Genomic DNA, 23688 nt, shown 5'->3' on the forward strand with positions numbered 1-23688 from the left:
ACGCACTATTTTTCTAAGTCACCTATGCGGTGAGGAAGCTTAGCAGCCATTTGGAGAAACTATCTTTGTCTTTCTAAGTCACCTATGCGGTGAGGAAGCGCCGTTCGGCTTATTCTCAGCACGTTTCTGTTTTCTAAGTCACCTATGCGGTGAGGAAGCTTTATTTGAGCAATCCAAACTTGTTGGTAAATTTCTAAGTCACCTATGCGGTGAGGAAGATAATGCCTTACCTTTTGGCTCTGCATACGTTTTTCTAAGTCACCTATGCGGTGAGGAAGGTAACGTGCATATACGCTCAGCAAGCAAGTCATTTCTAAGTCACCTATGCGGTGAGGAAGACATTTAATAAACTCCGTAAATTATATTACAATTTCTAAGTCACCTATGCGGTGAGGAAGAGGAATTATACCTGAAAAAACTCAGTTACAATAAGGCGTGGAGAGTGAAACACCCTATCTTACCCTCCGTTTTTCGACCTAGTGTAAATAATTGATTTTATTACAAGTTTTTAAATAGCTCAAAAAAAGGGTTTTTTGTCCCAATTTTTGGGTAATTTGTCATTACCTTATAAGTAGCTTACCAATGGGGCACAGTAACCTTATCTGCCGCATTGTTAATGCCATAGCTGTTAAACGTCCCTTGAGTTTCGTTATCTGCCATTTCTTGAATGATAGATAATGAGTAGGGTTGATTGTTGCTGATGCTCCTTAAGTTGATATACGGATAGGGTTTGTTATCCTGCTTGTGTTTGGCGCAGTGTATCAGTGCCGCCTCCAGCGTAATGCCTTTGTGCTCGGCGAATGCTTCAGCCTGCTTAAGCACGTTTTTATGGCGGTAGCGTCTGATCACAACGTGCCCTTTGTTTTTGTCACCAACCTCATTGATGCGCTTTATATGCACATAGTCCGTCAATCGCTCTAGCCATTTATCGAGATCTAAAGTCTCTAAATCCTCTTTACTGGGAGCAAAGACTCGAAGTTTTAGACCAAGCTTGGAGGATTTACCCTTTTCGTCAAAATAATAATCAGGAAAGCTGACACCGACGGAGTCGATGCCGTGCTCATTTTTCATCTCCGCTAATGCAATATGAAACTGGGTAAATAGTTTGCTCCAAATAAAGTAAGGTGCAATCTCAGGGTCAGGGATGATGGTGATTTCTTGGAAATGGGTCATCTGACTCATAATTTACTCCTTGCCGCTGGCACCGAATACGCCGCCCCGAATAAGTACGCCCATGACATAATGCTGCTGGTTTACGTCTGGTGATTCACCTTTTAATACCCAGTTATCAAACAGGCTGTAGAAGTCCATTTTATCTTTAGGTTGGCGAAACGCTGTACCCAAAGTCGTGACCGCACCATAAGGTTCGATAGCGATAGGGAACTCGGCTTCAGGATACCAGTCATCGATAGTGCGAATAGCATTGCTGACTTTTTGAGAGTGCATGCCTGCTTTACCATTAATCTCATACAAGATTTTACTTTTGCTCTTGCCCGTATCGAGTACCAGTTCTTGCGAGGGATAAACTTCTTGACCGTAACCCATTATGGCAGCGGCTTTGACGTATAAAATGATAAAAGCGTCGCCATTTAAACCCTTTTCAATCAGCTTAGCCAATTCATTGATTTTGCTATCGTTTGTATTGAAGTCTTTTAGTGAAATGGACTTTGCATCAAATTCGAAGTCGTGTTTAGTGCCATCAATATCACATTTAACATTAACCTTAATGCTTTCAGCGCCTACACGATTGCGCCACAACCAGCGGGCATTGGCAATATTACTAGCGTAGCGACGAGCCAACTCATTAACGCCTTGGTTATCCAAATAATCCTGTACCGTTGAGACTAAGGCCTGTTGATAATCTTGGTCGTTACAGACGCTAGGCTTACCGGTGAACGGCAATACCTTACAGCTCCACGTTACAATTAGAGTATCATTGGTTTCATCTAATGAGGCTGAATCTACCGTTTGTAGATTGGCTTTTTGAATCTCGGCATCGAGCTTGGCAGGGTCTTTAGCAATGGCGCTTTTTTGACGGTTGCTAATCGTACCTCTGACAGATTTTTCGTTAATGGTTACAGGACTAATTTTAGCGTTAGCAGTTTGGCTGTCTGTTTGTGCAAAGAAACCATCTGAGATATCAAGGTTACGCTCAAAGGCTAGGACGGATGCAGTTTTTAGGGCTGTTTTTGACATATTATTCTCCATGGTTGTAAGAAATTAAAAATTAATTGAACGGGTTAATGATTGATTAGAACAAAGTAAAATTAAAACTCTCGATTTTGAGTGACTAAATAAAGTGATTCATCAGCATCATAACGGTAACGCCAAAACGCATTAGCAATATCATTATCACCGCCGACACTATTTAGACGCTGCGGATAAACCCACCTACCAAGGCTATATATAGCTTCAACATATTGACTAGGATATTCAGGATTGCGCACGTTTTGCATCATGCCAGCGTCATATAAATCAGAGATACCTTGATAACCTATCGGCATAGGCACTAACCAGCCGTGTCCGCTTTTACGTGAGGTAGTTAGCCACTTTGTATCGCCGTTTTTTTGGGTTTCAGGAATATGATGTAGTGTACAAACATCTATCAAAGCGTCTAGTGGCGTTGCGTCTGGGTTGTCTGCTTGCATCTTGTCGATAATCTCGACAAAGTCGTCCTGTGCGTCCATCAACACAAAAGCCGGTAGTAATTGCGCAGTAATAGAGTTGACATCATCTTTATCAAAGAATTGCACGGGCTCAAACCTTGCCAAGCCCCTTACGCTACCACCAGCCATACGCTGCTGCTGTAGCCACTGCTTGGTTTTTTGCATGGCATAATCTTGCTGCTCATTAGTTAAGGTATCTGTACCTAATATCTCGACTACAAAGGTCATCACCAATCGGCATTTGCCTTCTTCAATTATAGAGGCGGTTTTGCCATCTTTTTTGATGGGATTGCGAGTTTGGTTAAAAGTGTAGTTGTTATAACTGTTAGGACGATACATTTGTGGTTGGCAGTCGTGACAGGCAAGCAGCACACCGCCTAAGCAGATATCAGAGAGCAGCTCATCATCTACCATTTTTCGTGACATCGCATGAAAGCTACCCAAAAACCCAGTGATAGCAGGGAAGCCATAAGTCAGCGGACTTGAGATAGTATTCGCTCCTTCAATGACGACCTTTTTAAACATCAAATAGCCAACCACACCAATATTATTGTCATCATCTATGCGGGTCATAAAAATACTCCTTTGCCTGCGCGCTCGTAGCGTTTTTTCATATCCTCAATCTCACGCTCCCATTCCAAATGCTCAGCATCACCAAAATCGCTAGCAATTTGCTTAAATTCAGCTTGCATTAAGGTATTGAGCCAACGCGCAAAACTGTGAATAATTTGACTATGCCAAGCGTCATCTTCTTCACGTTCTGCTTTGAACTCAGCTTCACCATCAAGGTCGGCGCGTTTGGGATCGAGCCAAAGCTTCTCAATGCGGTCAAGCTCATAGTCTTTTGACCAGCCAGCATGTAGGGTAGTGCGTATATCTTCTGCTGCGGCAAATATCTGATATAACACTTCATCGATAGCTCGTTTGCGCGCGTTTCTGACATCGACAATATTGCGCGTATCTTTAATGGACTTAAAAATATTTTGGATGGCTTCGCGGGCATTATATTCCATGCCAGTGCTAAAGATACTATTGGCAAATTTAGACAACTTAAAAGCGCGGTCTTGTTTAATGATGGGAGGCAGAGAGGGGAGGAGGTAATTACGGCCACCTTGTTTACTCATGAGCAGGCTGACGTTTTGCGGCTTAGTGCCACCAAGCTGAACGGTTGCTAAATTATTCAAGCTCACATAAGGACGCTGTTCGGCAGTTTTCTTAAAGCGATTATCGCGTGCGGCTTTATTGTCATCAGAAAATTTAAGATGATTGATGCGTTGGTAAACTTCATGGGTAAGTACAGAAGGATAAAGCGGGACTATATTAATATAATTAAGCTGCTCAATATCGGTCTCTTCATAAGCGTTAATGACCCATAAGGTCTGTTTGTTACGCTCATGAGTGACTGGCTCAGTAATGTTATTTTGCAAAGCCTCTTTAAAGGTTTGGTGGTAAGTATTTGCAAGAGTTTGGTCACTGTTAAGTGAAGCAACAAAGTCAGTATTATCTGCTAAGATAAGGTCACGAATTTTAGTTGTCTCATTTATTTCAAAATCGAAAAAAGCGGCCAGGGGCAAAGCAGCGGCATTGCCATTGGCATCGATATAGCTACTATCTATTGAGTGCGTACCGACGATGGTTTTGGGTAAATTATTTATGACTTCAAAACTGACGTTATCGCCCTTAGCGTCAGGATGTACACCTTTTGAGATATGCGTACCAAAATTTAATTGCTTTGCCATGCGCGTTGCAGCGTCAGCAATCCAATTATTGACGCTATATTTATCTTTAGCATCTGCTAAGGTTTCTTTTAACTCTGAAGCCTTTTCATGCTCCTTATTTTCAATGGCTTTAGCGAGCTGCTTTTGCTCGGTTTCAGTCTTTTTGTCGTATTGACTAGCAAGAAAGGCTTTGACTGCATTATTGCTAGCCAGCTCTGGGGGTATATCGTTCAAGATTAGCTCCTTTTATCATTTGCAAATTTTAGTCATTTAAATTAGTAATCCGTGATGCTATGTTTAGCTGAAGTATTTGTAATTATTAGAAAAAATAGAAAGTATTTACTTAGAATCATGCTTTTCCATGCCAATAACTCACTCCCGCACAAAACCAAAAAACTCACAAAACGCCCAGCCTCGACTGTTATTAGCCTTGATGCTATCAAGAGATACCGATGAGTAGGTAATGGCTAACGAACGCAAGCTCTTATCAGGCTGAGCCACTTTCAAGTCTTGCAAGACGTCATTCAATGAAGTACTCAACCACGGCTTTATTTGCGCGTGCTCAAAATTAAAGTCTAGCGGCTGAATGGTTTTATTATGAATGGTAGATTTAACTAAACCTTTTTCAAATACATCTTCTGCATAGTAAGCATCAAACCCTGTCGTTGGCACATCAGTTTCTTCATCATCATTAACCATGCGCGGAATTAATAACCAATCGTCTTGCGGAGTGCCCGCTCGAAAAGGACTGATTTGCTGTAGATGAGTATGCGTACGATTGGCTGTGGCTTTGCTATCCCAGTAAGCATTAACGTAGTTGAGCTTAGGGTTGTTAAGTAGATGCCGCATAACTTGGTGTTCGAGGTCGCTCAGCGTTTCTACTGTTTTATCATGAGCAGCTTTAATTCTAGGTCTGGCATCAACTTGTGCTAATTGTTCTGCTATCATTAGCTCATTCAAATCGTAGCTTGGTGGTTTAAACAGCGTGGTCTCAAACCCTGGATGGGTAAAGATAGGGCGCTTGCCATTAGGGTGCTTAAAGTAGCGAATATTGTATTGCAGCAGCAGGATATTTGGCTCATTAGCAACCTTGTCAGGACGATGTCGCCAGACACGCCCAGCCAGCTGGATGATAGAGCGCATAGAGGAAGGTTCTACGATTGCCCAGTCATAATCATGGTCGCGCCCGACTTCTGCGACAGGAGTAGCCAGTACCATAAAGATATGATTTTTATTAGGGTTATTAGCAATGGCTTGCTTAATCTCAGAATGATCAAAAATGCCAACTTTACTATCGCTACGGTCTAAAATTCTATCCAGCTTATTCTCCAAAGCATTGCGCAGTAGTAAAAGCTGCTTAGCGTGATAGCACGCTACATGTATAACCGTGTCATCTGGCACCGTTATGCTGTCTGCTTTAAATAACTGCATAGCGATACTGGTAATGTTGTTAATATTGGCAACGCGAATGAGTCCAATGCTTACCCGCACATCTTTATCAGCTTGAAGCTTATTATCAGACACTTCATGATACTTATAGTGCAAGCCTATGGCAGCATCAACCAAAGTCTGTGCCAAAGTGCTATAAAACTGCGACGCTTTATCCTTTGTATAGTTAGCTGAAAAAGGCAGTATTTCTGCCTTACGTCTGATAGGTTGCTGGGCTAAATAGCTGGCACGTTTTTCACAAAATTGTTTATGACTGTTTTGAAAGCCATTAACGTCGCTGCATTGTTCCGATAGCATCGCTTTGGGCTGTTCATCGAACCATGCGCAAACTACTTTTGGCGTAGGTTTATTCTGACTTTGATTAAATAGTTTTCGCCCCTCCATATAGGCTTCAAACAGTCCTGTCACCAAGTCAGGGGTCAAGGTTGCAGATGAAAGCAGCACTCGCGTACCAAAAAGTCCTGCTAGATGCACTAAACGCGACAGCGCAGGCAAGTCAGCTTGATCAAAGTCATCAGGTTCATCGAGTATTAAGTCACTACTGAGCAGTCGCAGCATGGGGGCAATATATTTACCACCACGTTTGCACTCAGAGGCTTGGATAATATGGTCAACGGTGCAGGTCACGATAGGCGCAAATATTAAATCGCGTGCTTTAGGGCTAGCGATGACCGTATCGAGATTCAGCGCCTCATAGTCTTGATAGTCAATGTCGCTATCGACGATTTCATCTAACAAATCTTCGCTGGACTCACTACCGAAAGTTTCAGACTCATTATCAGGCTCATCGTCCTTTTTATATTCACCGATAATGTCAGTAATATCATTAGTCTTGTTATCGTATGCCAGCTCAAACAATTTTTTATTGGCACTACCACCGACTAATATGGCTAACTGGTCACCTGCCAATTTTAAGTTTTTACGAAAGCTTAAACCGGTCTGCAAGGTTAGAATCCGCAGTCCTAAAGCGATAGTAAAGCGCGCTCCTTTTTTTGGGTCAGCTAGAGCGTACATGATACGTGCATTACCGATGGTTTTACCTGCGCCTGTCGATGCCATATTAACTCCGAAAAACCCATGCTCGCGCGTGGCTTCTTGCAAACCATAAGTCATCTTGAAAGCTTGATTCTGCCATTTAAAACGTTCAATCCCAGTAGGTTTAGCTAATGGATCATGATTACGTAGTGTTGGCATTTCACTGGCAATGATAGGAAGTGCACGACAAAAATGTGCTGTAAAAGCTCCGACACCTAATAGATGCTCCTCAAGAGATTGCTTAACGGTTGGCGTGCTGGCGGTTCGGTCGGTATTAGCGGCTAAATTTTTAAAGCTGCTATCGACTGTGATACAGCGAGAGTCGTCTTCTTTGAGACTAGAGTAATTGTGGTCACCTACCATTAAACACAGACGTGATAAATGTAATAAAAACGGGTCGCTGATGGCTTTCTTATCCTCAGAAGCTTGTTGACTTAATTGCATTAAGGTCGCGTCATTTAAGGCTTTTTTAGACCAACGCTTGATATTCTTTTGCCAAGCTGGACTATTAATGACTAAATGCTCAAATTGCCAAAAGTCCTTTAATTGCGCTTTGGTCATCTCCTCTAAAGACTTAGGGTTTTTTACCCAATAGTCGAAAGGCTCAATTTTTCCATAAAACTGATTTAAGTCTCTTTTAATCTCTAACGTATTTTGAGGTAATTGCAAACGTTGAATATCTTTGTAAGGGTAAAAAACCTTTTTGATAGGTGGCAAGCGGTGATGAGTGACAATCAGCCAAGCAACCCACTGTGCTAGGGGCGGCATAGCTTTTATATTGACGACATCTTTATTAGCATTAGATAGTAGATTGTCTATATTGTTATTTTCTAACCATTCATTTAAATTCATTAAATGGTCAAGCCATGCTTCGTCAGTGCTGCAATCGCCAATCATCAGCTCAAACAGTTTTAATGATATCCATTCATGCCGATAAGAGTCGCCTTGTTTACTACCGACAAGGAGTTTCTTTTGAAAACCAATCGTTGATTTGCCAATGTCGTGCAGTAGCGCAGCAATGGTAGCAATGATTTGGATACTACTGGCATACGTCCAATCATTCTCCCATTCACTGTGTAAGATATTACGCTTAGTACGGTTCACAGGAACCACACCAACCTCATTAAACCGCCGCTTATTACCCACAATCCATACCAACTCCGTCAGCTGACGAGTCTTATTACGATGACAGCTGACCGCCGTAGATTTGGTCGCTGACTTACGCAAGAGCTGCTTAACCGTCTGTAGCCCATCCTCAGTAATAGCCGTCTGCCAAACGTTATCACCAATGCGGTTAGCAAAGGAGTCTAAGATACGCCGTGTACGCTTAAGTGATTTCTTCTCACATTGAGAGACAAAGGTAACAATCATTTTCTACACTTTCCACTTAGTCATCGCCAACTGTTTAACCACCTCAAACTGATAATCCAGCGCTTTGTGCTTGGTAAACATATTAATGCACTCTTGACGAAACTCTTGCTCGCTCATGTTTTCGCTAGCGCAGATAAAGGCGAGGGGTAGCACCAGTGCGTCCTTGATAATATCGGCAATATCGAACACCAAGGCACCGCGCCGTGTCTTACCATGCATCACCGCAAAACCGTGCGGAATGCCAAGCGTCCATGAGGTCGTGGCACCGAGACCGTACGCCAGATAGTTGCCATGATTTAAGAAGCCGTTAGCTTTATCGATACCATCGTGCTCACGGGTAAAGCCATCATAACCCGTATTTTTGGCAGCTAGCTTATACAGTTGCTTGGTCAGGCGGGCTTCCAATTGCAATAAATGCATAACCTCTGTCTGCTTATCGATTTGCTGAATATTATCATTGAGCAGTTTCTGTATCGCATCGATATTGCTGTCAAAACCCCACCGTTTAAGGTCGCTGTCTTTATTCCATACCGCTTGCAGATAAGCAACGCGAGCTATTTGCAACTGCTTGGCTGCAGCAAGGCGTTTATCATCATCCCACCACCAGCTCATCCAACCTTGAATATATCCAGTCGGTCGATACTCGCTTTGCGGAGTCATCCACTCAACATAGACCTCACGCTCTGTGCCCATAAATAACGGCATACCACCACCGCCGCAAAAGCCAACTAACACGCCTGCTTGTGATAGAAGGCGCATCGCCGCTTGAGTAATGGAGGTGCCTGTACCAAGTAGAATGGAGGTAGTGTTAGCGATAGGAATATTATAATAGAGGTTAGCTTTGTCATCTTCAGTAAGATATAACACACGTCCGTTCTTTTGCATGACTCGGCAATGCGACAGGTAGTAGATATTGGCACGTTTGGAGTGCAAAATGGTTTTGAGATCTGAAGAGACAAAGCTATTGTCGGTATAGGCATTATTGGGTTTCGCCATTATAGTTCCGTCTATTAACAGTGATAAAAAATTGAATATGAATTCACTTTAACGAAACTTTGTTGACAAAACAATATTTAAAAGGACATTAGCGACAACAGATGTCGTTAAAGTTTTAAAAAGCAATAAGAAACCAGACAACCTAAGTTGTCTGGCAATAAATTTTTTCTAAAAACCTATCTGTCTACAATAAGCTGTCCACCAGAAAAGCTAATACACCCCTCACAAAACCAAGAATTTAATCTCCTTGCATAAGGTACATCTGCTGGGACATCTAATTGATAGGGACGACCACAGTACTCACAGTGTACGTCATCTAAATAAACCTGACATTTTGCAAGTGTAGCAAATAAAACATCAGTCTCCGTGTTGTGGTCATAACAAAGCAGTTCTAAATGCGCTATATAATCACTGGGCGACGCATAGGACCAATACTCATAGCACAGACGCTTTGCTGTATCCTCCAGAGCTGAATCAAAGACGAAGTTCATACTCATAATACCCTCCTTAGTATCCATAGCCAGTTTGAGGTAGGAGCTCGTAAAGCTTACTCTGTAGCTGACTACACATATCATCAACGACATAGTCAGGATTGGCCTCTAAGCGCATTTGAACCCATATGCGCAGCGCCATATGATTATCAAAGCAACTATCAATACTTAGGAACCTAGCCAAACCAGTACCTGACTGAATGCAGAGCTCACAGATGAGGTAGTTAGCAATATTATCTGCGCCATTACTGACATAGCCACTAGGTTTAAACGTCGCATGCAGTTTATCGTAATCAATCATTTTCATTGTGAGGCCCCTTATCGGTAGATACCTGAGCAATCTGACTGCGATTGACCAATGCTTCAAACGCACTACCATCCTGTCGAGTCATGTTCGGTACATAGCGACTATATGTATTAAACAGCATCTTGGTTGTAGAGTGTCCCATTTGACTGGCAATCCATTCAGGACTTTCGCCAGCAGCCAACCATAGCGTTGCTGCGGTATGACGGGTCTGATAAGCATTGCGCTTCTTCAGACCTAAAATCTTAAGAGTAGGGTGCCAAACACGCTTATTCACATTGTTGTAATCAAGTGGCTCACCCGTATGTGCGCAAAACACATAGTCAGATCGCTTATAAGTGATGGTCTGCTGTTCCTTCAGAGCATCGTAGACCCAAGGTGACATTTGAATTGCACGATAAGACTCTTGAGTTTTAGGAGGAACAATTTTGCCTTTAACATAAGCTTGTTTGATCACAATCTCACGTCGATTAAAGTCAATGTTCTCCCACGTTAACCCATCAATCTCACTCGTACGCATACCTGTAAAAAAACGTACCAGATAATAATTGCGATAGTCTGCTCTCACCCCATTAATAAACGTCCAAACCTCACTTAGTGTGAATGGTTGGATATCCGTTTTAGGTTGCTTGAGCGCATTGATATCGTAGTAAGGATTATCAAATTTATAGCGTTTAGCCGCTTCTTTTAGTATCATACCCAAAGGTACCATTATCGAATTGATGCGTGCCGCTGACAGATGTTTGTTAGCTTTTCCGTACGTTACTTTGGCGAGCGATGAACGGAAGGCTAATACATCTGTCTTTTTTATGAGATGAATGGGCTTAGTCCCAAACTTAACAATCAAGTACATATCAATAATCTCCTTTATTTTGCGCTTGTAAGTATCACGCCATTCAATTTCTTTTTCAGCAAACCATAATTCTGCAAACTGTTCAAAAGAAGGCGTATCGGTACTAATGCATTCCTTGCGGTCGTTTAACGCTACCATCTGTGCCGCTTTATCACTTTTTGGAAAGTACTTAGCGTAGTTGAACAGTCCTAAGATGATTTCTGCTTCCATCTTCTCAATCACTTTTTCAAGCTTCTTGCGATTTGCTGGTGTGTCTGTTAGGTTTGTCGTCTCCCGACAGCGTATACCCATGTAATAAAAATCGACAAATAGCATATTGCTCCCTCTACGGGTTCTAATACTAGCCATCCTATTCCTCCTTATTGTAGTGCCATGGCATTGACGCTACCGGCAATGCCAGTGCGCATATCTTTTTCAATCTCTTCCCAAATGTACAAAATTTTACGACCACCGAATGGGCGTATATAATGAATGCCTTCGATAAGCACGCTATCTTTGAGCTCATTACGGATAGTACGAGGGTTATATTTGATGAGCTCAGAAAGCTCTTGGGTAGTTAGGTAGGTATGTGACATAATAAATTCCCTGTAAGCCAATTAAATAACTAGGTTGTTTTATCGAGATAACAAATAGTTTTATAAAAGTAATTTGTTGTTCGATAGAATTACTTTACTAGCTATTGTTAGTTGATGCAAGTACTTTTTTAGTCTATTAAGGAATTATTAATGATTTTATGTAATTTACCAGTGCTACTAGCTGAACGACGTATGAAGGTGGCAGATCTAATAAGGATGACAGGAATTAGTAAGTCGACAGTGCACAAGATCTATAACGAACAGACTTCAAGAATAGATTTTGACACTATGGATAAAATTTGTGAGGCACTAGATATTGAAGTAGGTGATTTATTTACTTATGTACCTAACGAGTCGCTAGATAAAGAGAAGTAAATCAATTTTGAGATTGCTTTAGATAGTTTAGGGTAGAGGTCAAAAGTGCTACTCTGAAAGAAAGGCGAAATAGATAGCAGGCGCAACTTAGGCACAATTTGGGCACACACGTTTTTTGATGATGTTTGCTGAAAGTGAGAAAAGAGGTAATTTGAATCGACGTATAGTTTCCTTTTCCGCTACAGCCCATATTTCACGGACAAAAAAAAGCCCCAATCTTAAGATTGGGGCTTTTCGAATCTGGTAGGCGTAATCGGATTCGAACCAACGACCTCTACCATGTCAAGGTAGCGCTCTAACCAACTGAGCTATACGCCTATTTAGGTTGAGCATTTTAGCAAGTTTCCCAGACTTTGCAAGTCTTTTTTAGCATAAACCTCTTTTATTATCATAATATCTGCTATTCAGGCTTATATCAGTTAGGGGGATATATTTTTGTAAATATTTACTAAACATTTAATTTAATACGTTTAGTTTTTATTGTTAACAAACAGGGTGACGCTAATGATTAAACCCTTATAACTGGTATGATATCTTTCTAAGCGATGCAATCATCATGATAATAATGACTTCAAGTCAGTCATGTTGAGTAAGCGTTAAACAAATATTAGAAATAGTTGGAGAATAACATGGGTCTCTTGGTAGACGGGCAGTGGCAAGACAAGTGGTATGAGACAAAAGAGAGTGGTGGCCGCTTTCAGCGTGAAGATGCTGGTTTTAGAAACTGGGTAACGGTAGATGGTAGCGCAGGGCCCACAGGTATTGAAGGCTTCAAAGCCGAACCTGACCGCTATCATCTATACGTGTCGCTAGCCTGTCCTTGGGCACACCGTACCCTTATCTACCGCAAGCTTAAAGGCTTAGAAGACATCATTCCGTTGTCTGTAGTACATCCATATATGGGTGAGTATGGTTGGACGTTTGCAGAAGGTGCAGGCGTCGTTGCTGATCCAGTTATCAATGCAGACTATGCCTATGAGCTGTATACCAAGGCCAAGCCAGACTATACAGGTCGTGTCACCGTACCTATCTTGTGGGATAAAAAAACAAACACAATCGTGAGTAATGAATCATCTGAAATTATTCGTATGTTTAACTCTGCCTTTGATGAGGTTGGGGCGCTAGCAGGTAATTTTGTGCCAGCAGAGTTATTGCAAGAAATTGATGATATCAATACCTTCGTCTATTCAACTATCAACAATGGCGTGTATAAGACAGGATTCTCTACCACACAACAGGCTTACGAAGAGGCTGTGATTGAGCTATTTGCAGCATTAGATACACTTGAGACGCGCTTAGCACATCAGCGTTATCTAACAGGTAGCACCATAACTGAAGCAGATTGGCGACTATTTACGACGTTGGTTCGTTTTGATGCTGTTTATGTTGGGCACTTTAAATGCAATCTGCGTCGTATCGTTGACTATCCAAATCTTTGGGGCTATCTGCGTGATTTATATCAGGTACCTGGTATCTCAGAGACAGTAAATATGAATCATATCAAGCAGCATTATTACACCAGTCATGCCAATATTAATCCCACATGTATTGTCCCTGCTGGCCCAGTGATTGATTTTAATGAGCCACATGATCGTGCACGTCTATAGTTTTATTTTAATAGAGTAACCGCATAAAAAAGCCCCAGCTACTAATAGGTAGCTGGGGCTTTTACATTATAAAAGATAGTTTAACTACTATTAGGCATTGTTTAGCTGGCGGGCCGCTTCTAGAGCAAAGTAGGTCAAGATACCATCAGCACCAGCACGGCGGAAGCCAATCAAAGATTCTAAAATCACTGCATCACTTAACCAGCCGTTTTGAATGGCTGCCATATGCATGGCATATTCGCCAGATACTTGATACGCAAAGGTTGGTACGCCAAAAGTATCTTTAACTTCACGAATCAAATCAAGATACGGCTGACCAGGTTTAATCATGACCATATCTGCGCCTTCGTTGATATCCATAGCCACTTCATGTAGCGCCTCAGCACGATTGCCAAAGTCCATCTGATACTGTTTCTTATGGCCACCTTTTAGGTTGCCAGCACTGCCGACGGCATCACGGAATGGGCCGTAGTAAGCAGAAGCATATTTGGCTGAGTAAGCCATGATAGCCGTATTCACAAAACCTTCTGCTTCAAACGCATCACGCATGGCCTTGATACGGCCGTCCATCATGTCACTAGGAGAGATGATATCTGCGCCGGCACGCGCATGTACCAGCGCTTGTTTGACCAGTACTTCGATGGTTGCATCATTGATGACGTAACCGCTGTCATCAAGTAGACCATCTTGACCATGTGAGGTATAAGGGTCTAGCGCTACATCAGTCATGACGACCATTTCTGGCACAGCGTCTTTGACCGCTTTTATCGTACGTGCAGTCAGGGCGTTTTCGTCATAAGCGGCGCTACCATCTGGTGTTTTTAAAGCGTTATCAATCACAGGAAAAAGGTCGATGGTCGTGACACCTTCTGCTAGTAACTCTTTAGCATAGTTGATTAGCAAATCAATCGATAAGCGTTCAACGCCCGGCATACTAGCAATGGTTTCGCGCTGGTTTTCGCCTTCTAATACAAAGACAGGGGCAATAAAGTGCTTAGGATGCAGCTCTACTTCACGAATCATTGAGCGTACATTGTCATTGTAGCGTAGACGACGTAAGCGAGTAGCAGGGTATTGACGGTTAAAGGTATAGCTCATAATAATTCCTTATGATTGTTTTAATAGTTATCATATTACATGGTTAAAATAATATCGCTATAAGCGGTATTTTATAGAATCAGCTTATCAAAATCTGTGCTTTATAAGTGGCTGTATATAAAGCGACCTCATATAAAGAGAGCTTACATAAAGTGAGCCTACTATAACCAAAAGACGTCAATAAAAGCAAAAATCCCCACCACGTTAAGTCGGTAGGGCTGATAGTACGTATCGACTGTCAATGTGATGATAGAGCTGCGTCATCAGATTAAGGTTGGGTCATTTAAGGCTCAACAATCTGGGTCACAGGAACTTGCTCAACACTATTGTTATTGAAGCGAGTCTCTTCAGTGACCACACCGACAGCGGCATCCTTCTTACCATCTTCATTCACATCGACGATAGCAGTCGGTTTGAAAGTAGTCGTTTCTACCGCTTGCGACTGCTTAATGGCGACAGCTTCTTGCGGCGTAGTCACACGCGCTGAACCAGCTGCTTTGATGGCATTTGTCGCTTTGGTTTTTGCACTAGTAGCAGTTCCAGTGACAATCTGCGCCAAGTTGGTGTGCTGCGGTACAGGAATGACAGACGGTACATCAAGGTTCGCACCGCCACCAAGTGCTTGGTACAGCTCAATCTGGCTAACGATTTTCTGTAGCTCTAAATCTAGGATACCTTGTTGAGTAGAGAATAGTGAACGCTGCGCATCAAGTACGTCTAAGTAATTGTCCAGACCTGCTTTGAAGCGCGCATCTGCTATCTGATAGGTCTGCTCAAAATTATCCTGCAGACGATACTGCGCCTCTAACTGCTCACCGAGCGTTGCACGCGTGGCAAGTACATCTGACACTTCGCGGAATGCCGTTTGAATAGAGCTCTCATAACTAGCAAGCGTTTGCTCACGTTCGATTTGAGCCACATCGTAATTGGCGTCTAAACGACCTGCGTCAAAGATAGGGACGCTAATGCTAGGTCCAAACGACCAGCCAACGGCACCATTTTTAAACAAGTCATTCAAGCTGCCGCTACTGACGCCCACACTACTGGTTAAGCTAATAGATGGGAAGTAAGAGGCACGGGCCACTTCGATATTCGCACCAGCCGCTTTTAGATTGTATTCCGCTTGTAGTACGTCAGGACGATAACGTAGTAATTCACTTGGTAGACCGGCATTGAATATCTGCTGGCTGGTGATATTGCTGACAGCAGGTGTTGGGATAAGCTCGTTTGGAATAGCGCCACCAACTAAATACTGCAATGCATTGCGTGATTGAAGAACGCTGGTCTGTGCACGTAATACGGCAAGCTTGGCACTTTCAAGAGAGGCAGCAGCCTGCAATGAAGGCAGTTTTGCGTCAATACCTGCTTCAAAACGTTTATCCGCGATAAATAGCGAACGCTCACGGCTTTCAACTGTAGCTTCAGCCAGTTTTAATTGCGCTAAGCTATAGCTTAGATTGGCGTAGCTTTGGGCAATATTACTAATCAAGCTGATTTGGGTCGCATCTTTAGCTGCTGTCGTCGCCAAAAAGTTCTGCAATGCTTGATCTTTTAAGCTTGAGATTTTACCCCAAAAGTCGAGCTCGTAATTGGCAAGGCCCAAGTTGACACTGTAGCTACTACTAGCGTTTCGATCAGTACGATTCTGTGCTGAGCGAGTATAACCAGCACTGCCGTTGATAGCTGGTAAGTCGTTAATATCGGTAATCTGATACTGTGCACGTGCTTTTTCAATCGCTAGGCGCGCACTTTCAAAGTCTTTGTTTTTTTCAAGACCGAGAGCAATCAGACCTTTTAGACGCTCATCGCTATAAAAATTCTGCCAGCGTTGACTGGCAATGCTTGCTTGGTCAGCACTACTGACAGTCTCTTTATCAAATGCACCGTAAGATTGCTGCATAGGAATATTTGGCTCTGCTAGCACAGGACGCATATCCGCTTTTGGAATGGTGTTACAAGCGGCCATGCTGATTGCCAATGCAGTCAGCCCTAACAGGCGGCCACTGTTTTTGCGCAAACGAGATAGTGCTGGCTGCGCATCGATAGCTGTCATAGCTACCGATGACGAGTTGATGATAGATGTTTTTTGAGCACTCATTGTGTATTGTCTCCAAGACTTGCAGGCTGATAACTCTCAGAAGGTGTTGGGTTATGCGAGTTAGGCGTACCATTGCCATCATCTTTATCATTGGGTGTGTTGTTCTCATATTTATGCGGGAACGCACTACGCACCCAGATATAGAACATTGGGATAAAGAAGATACCTAAGAGGGTTGCTGTGATTACCCCACCAACAACACTAGTACCAATAGCGTTTTGACTGCCTGAACCTGGCCCATTCGCCAAGAATAATGGCACAACACCCAAACCAAAGGCAAGTGAGGTCATGACAATCGGACGCAAACGTTGGCGTGCTGCGGTCATGACGGCCTCTCTGAGACTGTAACCTTCCTCTTGGTGTTCTTTTGCAAACTCGATAATCAAAATGGCGTTTTTGGCGGATAGACCAACGACAGTCAGTAGACCAACTTGCAAGTAGATATCATTGGCAAAACCACGTAGCCAGGTAAATATCACTGCACCCAATACCCCAAGTGGAATCACTAGTAGCACAGAGACAGGAATAGACCAGCTCTCATACAACGCTGCCAAACATAAGAATACAACTAGGATTGAAAGCGCATAAAGCATCGGCGCTTGGGCACCTGATTTTTGCTCTTCCAATGACATGCCTGTCCACTCATAACTGATACCTTCAGGTAACTTGTCTATCATCGCTTCCATCGAGCTCATTGCTTCACCAGTACTTAGTCCTGGTGCGGCGCTACCTTGGATGTTCATGGACGGTAGGCTGTTGTAACGAGTAAGACGCGGTGAGCCTGACTGCCACTCACTACTAGAGAATGCATCGAACGAAATCATATCGTTCATGTCATTTCTTACATACCATTTACCAATATCATCAGGGTTGGTACGGCTGCTGGCTTCACCTTGTACATAGACGCGTTTGATACGGCCACGATCGATAAAGTCGTTAACGTAGCTTGAGCCCCACGCTGTTGAAATGACACTATTGATATTGCTTAGTGACAGGCCATAAGCCGCCGCTTGTTCTTGATTGATGTTTACTTTAAGTTGTGGCGAATCTTCTTGACCGTTAGGACGTACACCAGCTACTTGGTCGTTCTGTGCAGCCATACCTAAGAGCATATTTCGAGCTTCAAGTAGCCCATCATGTCCGAGGTTGCCACTGTCCTGAATCATTAAGTCAAAACCACTGGCATTACCAAGCTCGGTAATTGCTGGTGGTACGATGGCAAATACTTGTGCTTCGTTTAGCTGAGTAAAGAAGTACCCCATCGCTCGACCAGCGACAGCCTGAGCGGTATTTTCATCGCCCGAGCGTTCCTCCCAGTCTGATAAGCGCACAAACGCTAGACCCATATTCTGACCTTGACCTGCAAAACTAAAGCCTGCAATGGTAAAGACCGAAGCGATATTATCAGTTTCTTGGGTATCGTAATAGTTTCTAACTTTATCCAATACGTCTTGCGTCTCATCTAACGTAGAGCCAGCCGGAAGCTGAACCAAGGTAAACATAATGCCTTGATCTTCTTCTGGTAAAAACGAGCCTGGAATACGTAAGAATACGACCGCCATGATACCGATAATGGCTGCGTAGCCAATCATGTATAACCATTTAAAACGAATACTTTTGCCGACAAAGTTTTCGTACGAACGGCTAAGTTTGAAGAAGCCGCGGTTGAACCAACCGAAGAAGCCTTTTTGCTTTTCGGTACTGCCTTTTTCATGACTTTTGCCACGTTTTAGCAAGGTCACACATAGGGCAGGGGTGAATACAAGCGCGACCATGGCAGAGAGCACCATGCTGGTAATCAGCGTAATAGAGAACTGACGATAAATCACACCTGTTGAGCCGCCAAAGAACGCCATCGGTACGAATACTGCAGACAAGATAAGCGCAATACCAATAACGATTTTACTGATTTCACCCATCGACTGGATAGTTGCATCTTTGATAGAGATGTGAGGATCTTCTTCTAGTATTCGCTCGACGTTCTCTACGACGACGATCGCATCATCGACCAACAGACCGATGGACAATACCATGGCAAACATGGTCAAGACGTTGATACTAAAGCCTGCAATATACAACACTGCAAAGGTACCCAAGAGTACGACAGGTACGGCAAGGGTCGGGATAATGGTGGCACGCCAGTTCTGTAAGAAAATGAACATAACGATAAATACCAACACAATCGCTTCAATGAGGGTCATAACGACTTGTTCGATAGACAAGCGTACAAATGGTGTGGTGTCATAGGGAACAACTGAGGCTAGACCAATTGGGAAGTTTTTTTCCAGCTCAGCCATACGTGCGCCGACGGCTTCACGAGTCTCAAGGGCGTTTGCGCCACCAGCGAGTGAAATACCTAAACCGGCTGCTTCTTGACCATTGTAGAGAGAGACAACGCTATAGTTTTCACTGCCAATCTCGACATCTGCCACATCGCCTAAGCGCACTTGTGCGCCTGAGGTATCTGTTTTTAGTAGAATGTTTTTAAATTCTTCAGGCGTTTGAAGATAGCTTTGTACAGTAACAGTGGCGTTGATAACTTGTTTGTCTGTGTCGGCAGGTGCTTGACCCAATTGACCAGCAGATACCTGAGCATTCTGTGCTCGTATCGCATTGACGACATCTGAAGGTATCATGTTGTAGCTACGTAGGCGTGATGGGTCTAACCAAACACGCATCGCATAAGTAGAACCAAAGACCTGAACTTCACCCACACCCTCTACACGACTGATCGAATCGACGACATTAGAGTTAATATAATCGGCAATATCTGCCCGATCCATGGTGCCATCTTCAGAAATAAATGCTTGCACCATCAAAAAGCTGCTAGACGATTTATTGACGTTGACACCTTGACGCTGAACAGACTCAGGCAAGGAGCTCATCGCTGCTTGCAGTTTGTTCTGTACTTGTACTTGAGCTGTGTCAGGATCTGTGCCGTTTTCAAAGGTAAGCGTCACTGAAGCACTACCATTTGACGAGCTCGATGACGACATATACATCAGACCATCGAGGCCTTTCATACGCTGCTCAATGATCTGTACTACTGAGTTTTCTACGGTTTGCGCATTAGCACCAGGATAGCTTGCACTGACCGAAATAGTCGGCGGTGCAATACGTGGATATTGTTCAATCGGTAGATTGATAACGGATATTACCCCGATGAGCATGACCAAAACAGCCAGCACCCATGCAAAAATAGGGCGATTAATAAAAAAACGTGACATAGTATATCCCTAAGTCTTCCTGTCTTGAATGGAATTAGTTGGCAGCGGCTTCTGTTGGTTTTTTGGTAGAAGTCTCATCGCCAGCTGGCTTTTTATCCATCGTTTTTGCGGCTTGCTGCGGCGTTTTGGTATTAGGCGCACTTTGTGCAGCTGGTGCTGGATTTGCACTTTCTAATGGTTTGGCGACCACTTCTTGGTCAGGCTTGACCTTAGCACCACCAATCACAACCACTTTGTCACCTGCTTTCAAGCCTTCAGTGACGACCCATTGTCCATCGTAAGTACCATTAATGGTGACCGGACGTACCTGGATTTTGTTATTTTCGTCAACGATATAGACTTGCGTCTCACTCTTAGGCGTACGAGTGACTGCACTTTGCGGGACAAGGGCTGCGTTGGTAATAACACTCTGCGTCAAACGTGCCGTGACATACATACCTGGTAGCAGGATGTTATTGCTGTTTGGGAAAATAGCACGCAAGGTGACAGCACCTGTTGACTCGTCAACTTTGGCTTCCGACAGTGCAAGCTTACCTCGTACTGGGTAAACAGAACCGTCTTCTAGCACCAATTCAACTGAGTTCATACCTGGCTGAGCAGTACCATCTGCAATCTGCTGACGAAGCTTGAGCAACTCAGAAGAAGACTGGCTGATATCAACGTAGATAGGGTCTAAGCGTGAAATAGTCACCAATGGATCGGCTTGACCAGCACTGACTAGAGTACCAGCAGTAACGCTAGAGCGATCAGTACGACCGGTAAGCGGTGCGCGTACGATTGTACGGTTTAGATCTAAGGTACTGGCTTCTAAACCTGCTTTTGCGGTCTGGATGCCTGCTTTTGCACTCTCAATACCTGCTTGAGTTTGACCGACAGCGGCGGCGGCACTTTGTACAGCTGCTTGTGCCGTACGTACGGCTGTTTGTGCTTGATCGTACTGCTGCTTTGAGATGGCATCAATACTGACCAGACCTTGCAGACGTTGTAAGTCATTTTGTGCTTGTGCTAATGACGCTTGACGACTGACTAGCTCAGCTTTTGCATTGGCATTGTTTGCCACAGCAGTTTGATAGTTAGCCTGTGATTGCTGTACGGCAGCTTGGCCACTCGTTACAGATGAGGCATAGTTATCGGTGTTGATGCGATACAGTGGCTGACCTTTTTTGACGTTGCTTCCTTCACGGAATAGTACTTCGTCAATCACACCGTTGACCTGTGGGCGGACGTCAGCAGTTTGATAAGCTGCAGTACGACCAGAAAAAGTTTGTACTTGAGGGACGGTATCGAGAGTGACTGTCTGAACGTTGACAACCGCAGGCGGCATTTGCTGCTGTGCGGCTTGCTCACCAGCGGCGTCCTCGTTGTTGTCACAGCCAACCAGTACAGCTCCAGATAGTACAGATGCTATTACAAGCGCAAGATAAGAGTGCTTCATCAATGTCCTCGGCAATATATATAAATAGTGACAGTATAAAAATCGATCAATAAGTTTGGCGTACTGAATATAAGGGTCTTGCTAATGCTAAATAACTTGCTAATGCTAAATAAAGAGCATAAATAGCCTAAGCTGGCGCTATTTACTCCAGTTTCAGATGTTTCCGTCAGTGAAATACGACTAATAGAAAATCTGACATCGATATGGATTAAGTATCGAAAGGATTATTTAGCATTAATTGTTTAAGCAAACCACAGAATGGATTAATAAATTTAATGAGTCATTATAAACTATTGGGGTAACCCCACAGTCAAGTAGTTTGCAATACGAGCTGGATCGAAAAGCGGTAATATTACAGTTTACGAATTAATAGATTACCGTCATAGTAAGCGTCGTCTCTATTAACAGCTAATAGAACCATGCACAACCTAGTATCAAAATATATTGTAAACTTTTGTTATAAATCTAAAACCCTATAGTAACTAAGGTTTTTTAACGATAGAAAATCGACTTTGTCAACAAAATGACAATTTTAGCAACCCCTAATTACAGTCATAAAAAATAACTATCAGTATCTCTCTACCTAGCGTTATCAAACTTTAAACGACTGTCAAAAAGCCTTATACGATTATAGTACTGCAAGGATGTATGAAACTTAAAGAAAGGTAACGATTTGGCTGACATGCTAGTTTTTAAGAAGGTACTTCTTAATTTATGGACTTATCATTCAGCAATTGCTAAAGAAATTTGCTAAAAAGCCATGCTAAAAAATTCTGTCAAAAAAAAGAGTCGTCTTAATTAGTTAATAACACAGACGACTCAGCTTTAATTATACTAATCGGGCGCTAGCGAGTTCAGTCAATTGATATAAGCCTGTACGATAACGGTTGTCTGGTAGCGTACTCAGTGCATCTTGTGCCAGTTTAGTTTCTTCCAACGCGCGCTGCTTACAATAAGCCAATGAGCCAGAGCTACGTACCAATTCAATCAGCTGCTCAGCATTTGGTGTCTTACCTGTCTGAACGGCGATCCGTAACTGCTCATAGCCTTCAGTGTCGCTGTCTTTGAGTAGTTCGAGTGCTTTGATAGTCGGTAGGGTAGGCTTGCCTTCAGCAAGGTCATCGCCTAAGTTTTTGCCCATTACGTCGCTATCGCCACTATAATCAAGCACATCATCGATAATTTGGAACGCATTACCAAAATGCTGTCCGAAATCGCCCAATGCCGTCATATATTCTGTCTTGTCTTGCAAGATAGCAGCACCTTGGGTCGCCATCATGAAAAGACGTGAAGTTTTGCCATCGATAATGCGTAAGTAATCTTCCTCTGTCGCGGCAGGGTTATGCTGATGCTGTAGCTGTAACACTTCGCCTTCGGCAATATCACAAGTCCCATCAGAGAACACTTGCAACAACGGCAAGCTCTGAAAACCAACCAACAGATTGAACGCGCGAGCAATCAAATAGTCACCGACCAACACAGCAGTGGCATTATCCCACGTCGCGTTTGCCGTCGGTTTTCCACGGCGTTGCCCTGACTCATCGATGACATCGTCATGGACTAGGGTAGCGGTATGTAGCATTTCCGTGATAGCAGCTAGATGCATGGCTTTTTCTGATGGATTATCATCAAACATACGTGCGCAGAGCAAGGTAATCAACGGACGCATACGTTTGCCGCCAGCATTGATCACGTGTTGCGAGACGCTCATGACGAGTTGTACTTTTGAGTTCAAACTGCCAAACACTTGCTTGTCCATTACCTCAAAGTCATTGGCTACAATACTTTGAATATCAGCATAGCTAGGCGTCGATTGAGAGGCAGGCACGGTATTATTTAAAGAGGTACTAGTCATAATAAATAGTCATATTAATAAGAGTAAAGAGAGTTGGTGTAACCTTGACTTTATCTATCTATAGGTAAGGTATTATTTCGCTTATGATAGCATAGCTATCTGCTTAAATTGTTGGTTAAAGTATATAGCACAAGTAGGTCAAGCGTATGATATATAGGGCTTACTATGCCTATTGAATAGAATAAAAACGATAAAAAATGTCTTATTTTTTACAGATATATCTTCTAGCGCATTTTAAGCTTATTGGTCACATAAATGATTCATAAAAGGCTGTAAGTAACTGATTGCATAAGTTATAATGGCCGCTGTTGGGCTTAATCTATCACTTATCATTACTATTTCTCATGTTTATATTCGCATTGTCGTTTATCGACTTTCTTTGATGAGCAGCCGTTATAGCAAAATGAGAGATGGTCATTAGTGTAACCACCTTGCAAAAACAAGAGGCGCGGCTTGCTTTTATGAGCAAAAAGCCGTAAAATCTTGCCTTTAATTTTTCCCTGTCGTGTTCGTCGTAAAAGCGTTGGTATAACAT

The 23688-nt window shown here is 43.0% G+C and carries 17 protein-coding genes, 1 tRNA gene and 1 CRISPR repeat array (1 of these 19 running past the window's edge); of the genes, 2 read left to right on the plus strand and 16 right to left on the minus strand.

The annotated features are described in order from the left end of the window. Positions 1-398: direct repeats of the CRISPR family, unit length 28 nt; unit sequence TTTCTAAGTCACCTATGCGGTGAGGAAG; it begins 470 nt to the left of the window's first position. Between the two features lie 178 nt (positions 399-576). The 10 genes from cas6f to CXF60_RS04660 all read right to left on the minus strand — a co-directional run bounded on the left by cas6f (position 577) and on the right by CXF60_RS04660 (position 11458). Then, positions 577-1182 (minus strand): type I-F CRISPR-associated endoribonuclease Cas6/Csy4, encoded by a 606-nt coding sequence (gene cas6f, locus CXF60_RS04615; RefSeq protein WP_228707045.1) that lies wholly within the window; start codon positions 1180-1182, stop codon positions 577-579. A gap of 3 nt (positions 1183-1185) precedes the next feature. Further along, positions 1186-2196 carry a type I-F CRISPR-associated protein Csy3 gene (gene csy3 / locus CXF60_RS04620; RefSeq protein ID WP_102090993.1) on the minus strand — a complete coding sequence of 337 codons (1011 nt, stop codon included), beginning with the start codon at positions 2194-2196 and terminating at the stop codon, positions 1186-1188. 71 nt (positions 2197-2267) lie between these two features. Next, a complete protein-coding gene (csy2, locus tag CXF60_RS04625; protein ID WP_102090994.1) occupies positions 2268-3239 on the minus strand; it encodes a type I-F CRISPR-associated protein Csy2 in 972 nt (323 codons plus the stop codon). Continuing rightward, positions 3236-4618: a type I-F CRISPR-associated protein Csy1 gene (gene csy1, locus CXF60_RS04630; protein ID WP_228707046.1), complete on the minus strand. Its 1383-nt coding sequence runs from the start codon at positions 4616-4618 to the stop codon at positions 3236-3238. The genes csy2 and csy1 overlap by 4 nt, the downstream gene beginning before the upstream one ends. A 138-nt stretch (positions 4619-4756) precedes the next feature. Then, the gene (gene cas3f / locus CXF60_RS04635) at positions 4757-8239 is read right to left on the minus strand and encodes a type I-F CRISPR-associated helicase Cas3f (protein WP_102090995.1); all 3483 of its coding nucleotides are present in this window, start codon (positions 8237-8239) and stop codon (positions 4757-4759) included. Positions 8240-8242: 3 nt separating this feature from the next. Continuing rightward, complete coding sequence (cas1f, locus tag CXF60_RS04640; protein WP_095570167.1) at positions 8243-9235, minus strand: type I-F CRISPR-associated endonuclease Cas1f; 993 nt, start codon at positions 9233-9235, stop codon at positions 8243-8245. Between the two features lie 176 nt (positions 9236-9411). Beyond that, entirely contained in the window at positions 9412-9732 is a 321-nt protein-coding gene (locus tag CXF60_RS04645; protein WP_095570168.1) for a hypothetical protein, read from the minus strand. Between the two features lie 10 nt (positions 9733-9742). Further along, entirely contained in the window at positions 9743-10033 is a 291-nt protein-coding gene (locus CXF60_RS04650) for a hypothetical protein (RefSeq protein WP_095570169.1), read from the minus strand. Further along, positions 10020-11231 carry an Arm DNA-binding domain-containing protein gene (locus CXF60_RS04655; protein WP_102090996.1) on the minus strand — a complete coding sequence of 404 codons (1212 nt, stop codon included), beginning with the start codon at positions 11229-11231 and terminating at the stop codon, positions 10020-10022. The genes CXF60_RS04650 and CXF60_RS04655 overlap by 14 nt, the downstream gene beginning before the upstream one ends. An 11-nt stretch (positions 11232-11242) precedes the next feature. After that, positions 11243-11458 carry a hypothetical protein gene (locus tag CXF60_RS04660; protein WP_075107543.1) on the minus strand — a complete coding sequence of 72 codons (216 nt, stop codon included), beginning with the start codon at positions 11456-11458 and terminating at the stop codon, positions 11243-11245. A gap of 150 nt (positions 11459-11608) precedes the next feature. On the opposite strand from CXF60_RS04660, the gene CXF60_RS04665 reads away from it, so the two are divergent. Next, a complete protein-coding gene (locus tag CXF60_RS04665; protein ID WP_095570171.1) occupies positions 11609-11833 on the plus strand; it encodes a helix-turn-helix domain-containing protein in 225 nt (74 codons plus the stop codon). A 241-nt stretch (positions 11834-12074) separates the two neighbouring features. Here the strand turns inward: CXF60_RS04665 and CXF60_RS04670 are convergent. Then, positions 12075-12151, minus strand: a tRNA-Val gene (locus CXF60_RS04670). A 311-nt stretch (positions 12152-12462) separates the two neighbouring features. Between CXF60_RS04670 and CXF60_RS04675 the strand changes: the two genes are divergently transcribed. Next, positions 12463-13440 carry a glutathione S-transferase family protein gene (locus tag CXF60_RS04675; RefSeq protein WP_102090997.1) on the plus strand — a complete coding sequence of 326 codons (978 nt, stop codon included), beginning with the start codon at positions 12463-12465 and terminating at the stop codon, positions 13438-13440. Positions 13441-13530: 90 nt separating this feature from the next. On the opposite strand, the gene hemB is transcribed toward CXF60_RS04675, so the two are convergent. From hemB to CXF60_RS04700, 5 genes are all read right to left on the minus strand, one after another. Next, positions 13531-14538 (minus strand): porphobilinogen synthase, encoded by a 1008-nt coding sequence (gene hemB / locus CXF60_RS04680; protein WP_101206356.1) that lies wholly within the window; start codon positions 14536-14538, stop codon positions 13531-13533. A 283-nt stretch (positions 14539-14821) separates the two neighbouring features. Next, entirely contained in the window at positions 14822-16636 is a 1815-nt protein-coding gene (locus CXF60_RS04685) for an efflux transporter outer membrane subunit (protein ID WP_102090998.1), read from the minus strand. After that, the gene (locus CXF60_RS04690; RefSeq protein WP_102090999.1) at positions 16633-19863 is read right to left on the minus strand and encodes an efflux RND transporter permease subunit; all 3231 of its coding nucleotides are present in this window, start codon (positions 19861-19863) and stop codon (positions 16633-16635) included. Before CXF60_RS04690 ends, CXF60_RS04685 begins: the two co-directional genes overlap by 4 nt. 34 nt (positions 19864-19897) lie before the next feature. Continuing rightward, entirely contained in the window at positions 19898-21298 is a 1401-nt protein-coding gene (locus CXF60_RS04695; RefSeq protein ID WP_102091000.1) for an efflux RND transporter periplasmic adaptor subunit, read from the minus strand. An 829-nt stretch (positions 21299-22127) separates the two neighbouring features. Next, positions 22128-23153, minus strand: a complete 1026-nt coding sequence (locus tag CXF60_RS04700) for a polyprenyl synthetase family protein (RefSeq protein ID WP_102091001.1) — start codon at positions 23151-23153, stop codon at positions 22128-22130. Between the last annotated feature and the right edge of the window lie 535 nt (positions 23154-23688).

This window comes from Psychrobacter sp. 4Bb (genome assembly GCF_002836735.1).
Taxonomy (GTDB): domain Bacteria; phylum Pseudomonadota; class Gammaproteobacteria; order Pseudomonadales; family Moraxellaceae; genus Psychrobacter.

Bases quoted from the DNA above. Each gene is read 5' to 3' on its own strand.
- CXF60_RS04660 (WP_075107543.1), bottom strand. From the start codon at position 11,458: ATGTCACATACCTACCTAACTACCCAAGAGCTTTCTGAGCTCATCAAA.
- csy3 (WP_102090993.1), bottom strand. From the start codon at position 2,196: ATGTCAAAAACAGCCCTAAAAACTGCATCCGTCCTAGCCTTTGAGCGT.
- cas6f (WP_228707045.1), bottom strand. From the start codon at position 1,182: ATGAGTCAGATGACCCATTTCCAAGAAATCACCATCATCCCTGACCCT.
- CXF60_RS04665 (WP_095570171.1), top strand. From the start codon at position 11,609: ATGATTTTATGTAATTTACCAGTGCTACTAGCTGAACGACGTATGAAG.
- hemB (WP_101206356.1), bottom strand. From the start codon at position 14,538: ATGAGCTATACCTTTAACCGTCAATACCCTGCTACTCGCTTACGTCGT.
- CXF60_RS04690 (WP_102090999.1), bottom strand. From the start codon at position 19,863: ATGTCACGTTTTTTTATTAATCGCCCTATTTTTGCATGGGTGCTGGCT.
- CXF60_RS04700 (WP_102091001.1), bottom strand. From the start codon at position 23,153: ATGACTAGTACCTCTTTAAATAATACCGTGCCTGCCTCTCAATCGACG.
- cas3f (WP_102090995.1), bottom strand. From the start codon at position 8,239: ATGATTGTTACCTTTGTCTCTCAATGTGAGAAGAAATCACTTAAGCGT.
- CXF60_RS04695 (WP_102091000.1), bottom strand. From the start codon at position 21,298: ATGAAGCACTCTTATCTTGCGCTTGTAATAGCATCTGTACTATCTGGA.
- csy2 (WP_102090994.1), bottom strand. From the start codon at position 3,239: ATGACCCGCATAGATGATGACAATAATATTGGTGTGGTTGGCTATTTG.
- CXF60_RS04655 (WP_102090996.1), bottom strand. From the start codon at position 11,231: ATGGCTAGTATTAGAACCCGTAGAGGGAGCAATATGCTATTTGTCGAT.
- cas1f (WP_095570167.1), bottom strand. From the start codon at position 9,235: ATGGCGAAACCCAATAATGCCTATACCGACAATAGCTTTGTCTCTTCA.
- CXF60_RS04650 (WP_095570169.1), bottom strand. From the start codon at position 10,033: ATGAAAATGATTGATTACGATAAACTGCATGCGACGTTTAAACCTAGT.
- CXF60_RS04675 (WP_102090997.1), top strand. From the start codon at position 12,463: ATGGGTCTCTTGGTAGACGGGCAGTGGCAAGACAAGTGGTATGAGACA.
- CXF60_RS04685 (WP_102090998.1), bottom strand. From the start codon at position 16,636: ATGAGTGCTCAAAAAACATCTATCATCAACTCGTCATCGGTAGCTATG.
- CXF60_RS04645 (WP_095570168.1), bottom strand. From the start codon at position 9,732: ATGAGTATGAACTTCGTCTTTGATTCAGCTCTGGAGGATACAGCAAAG.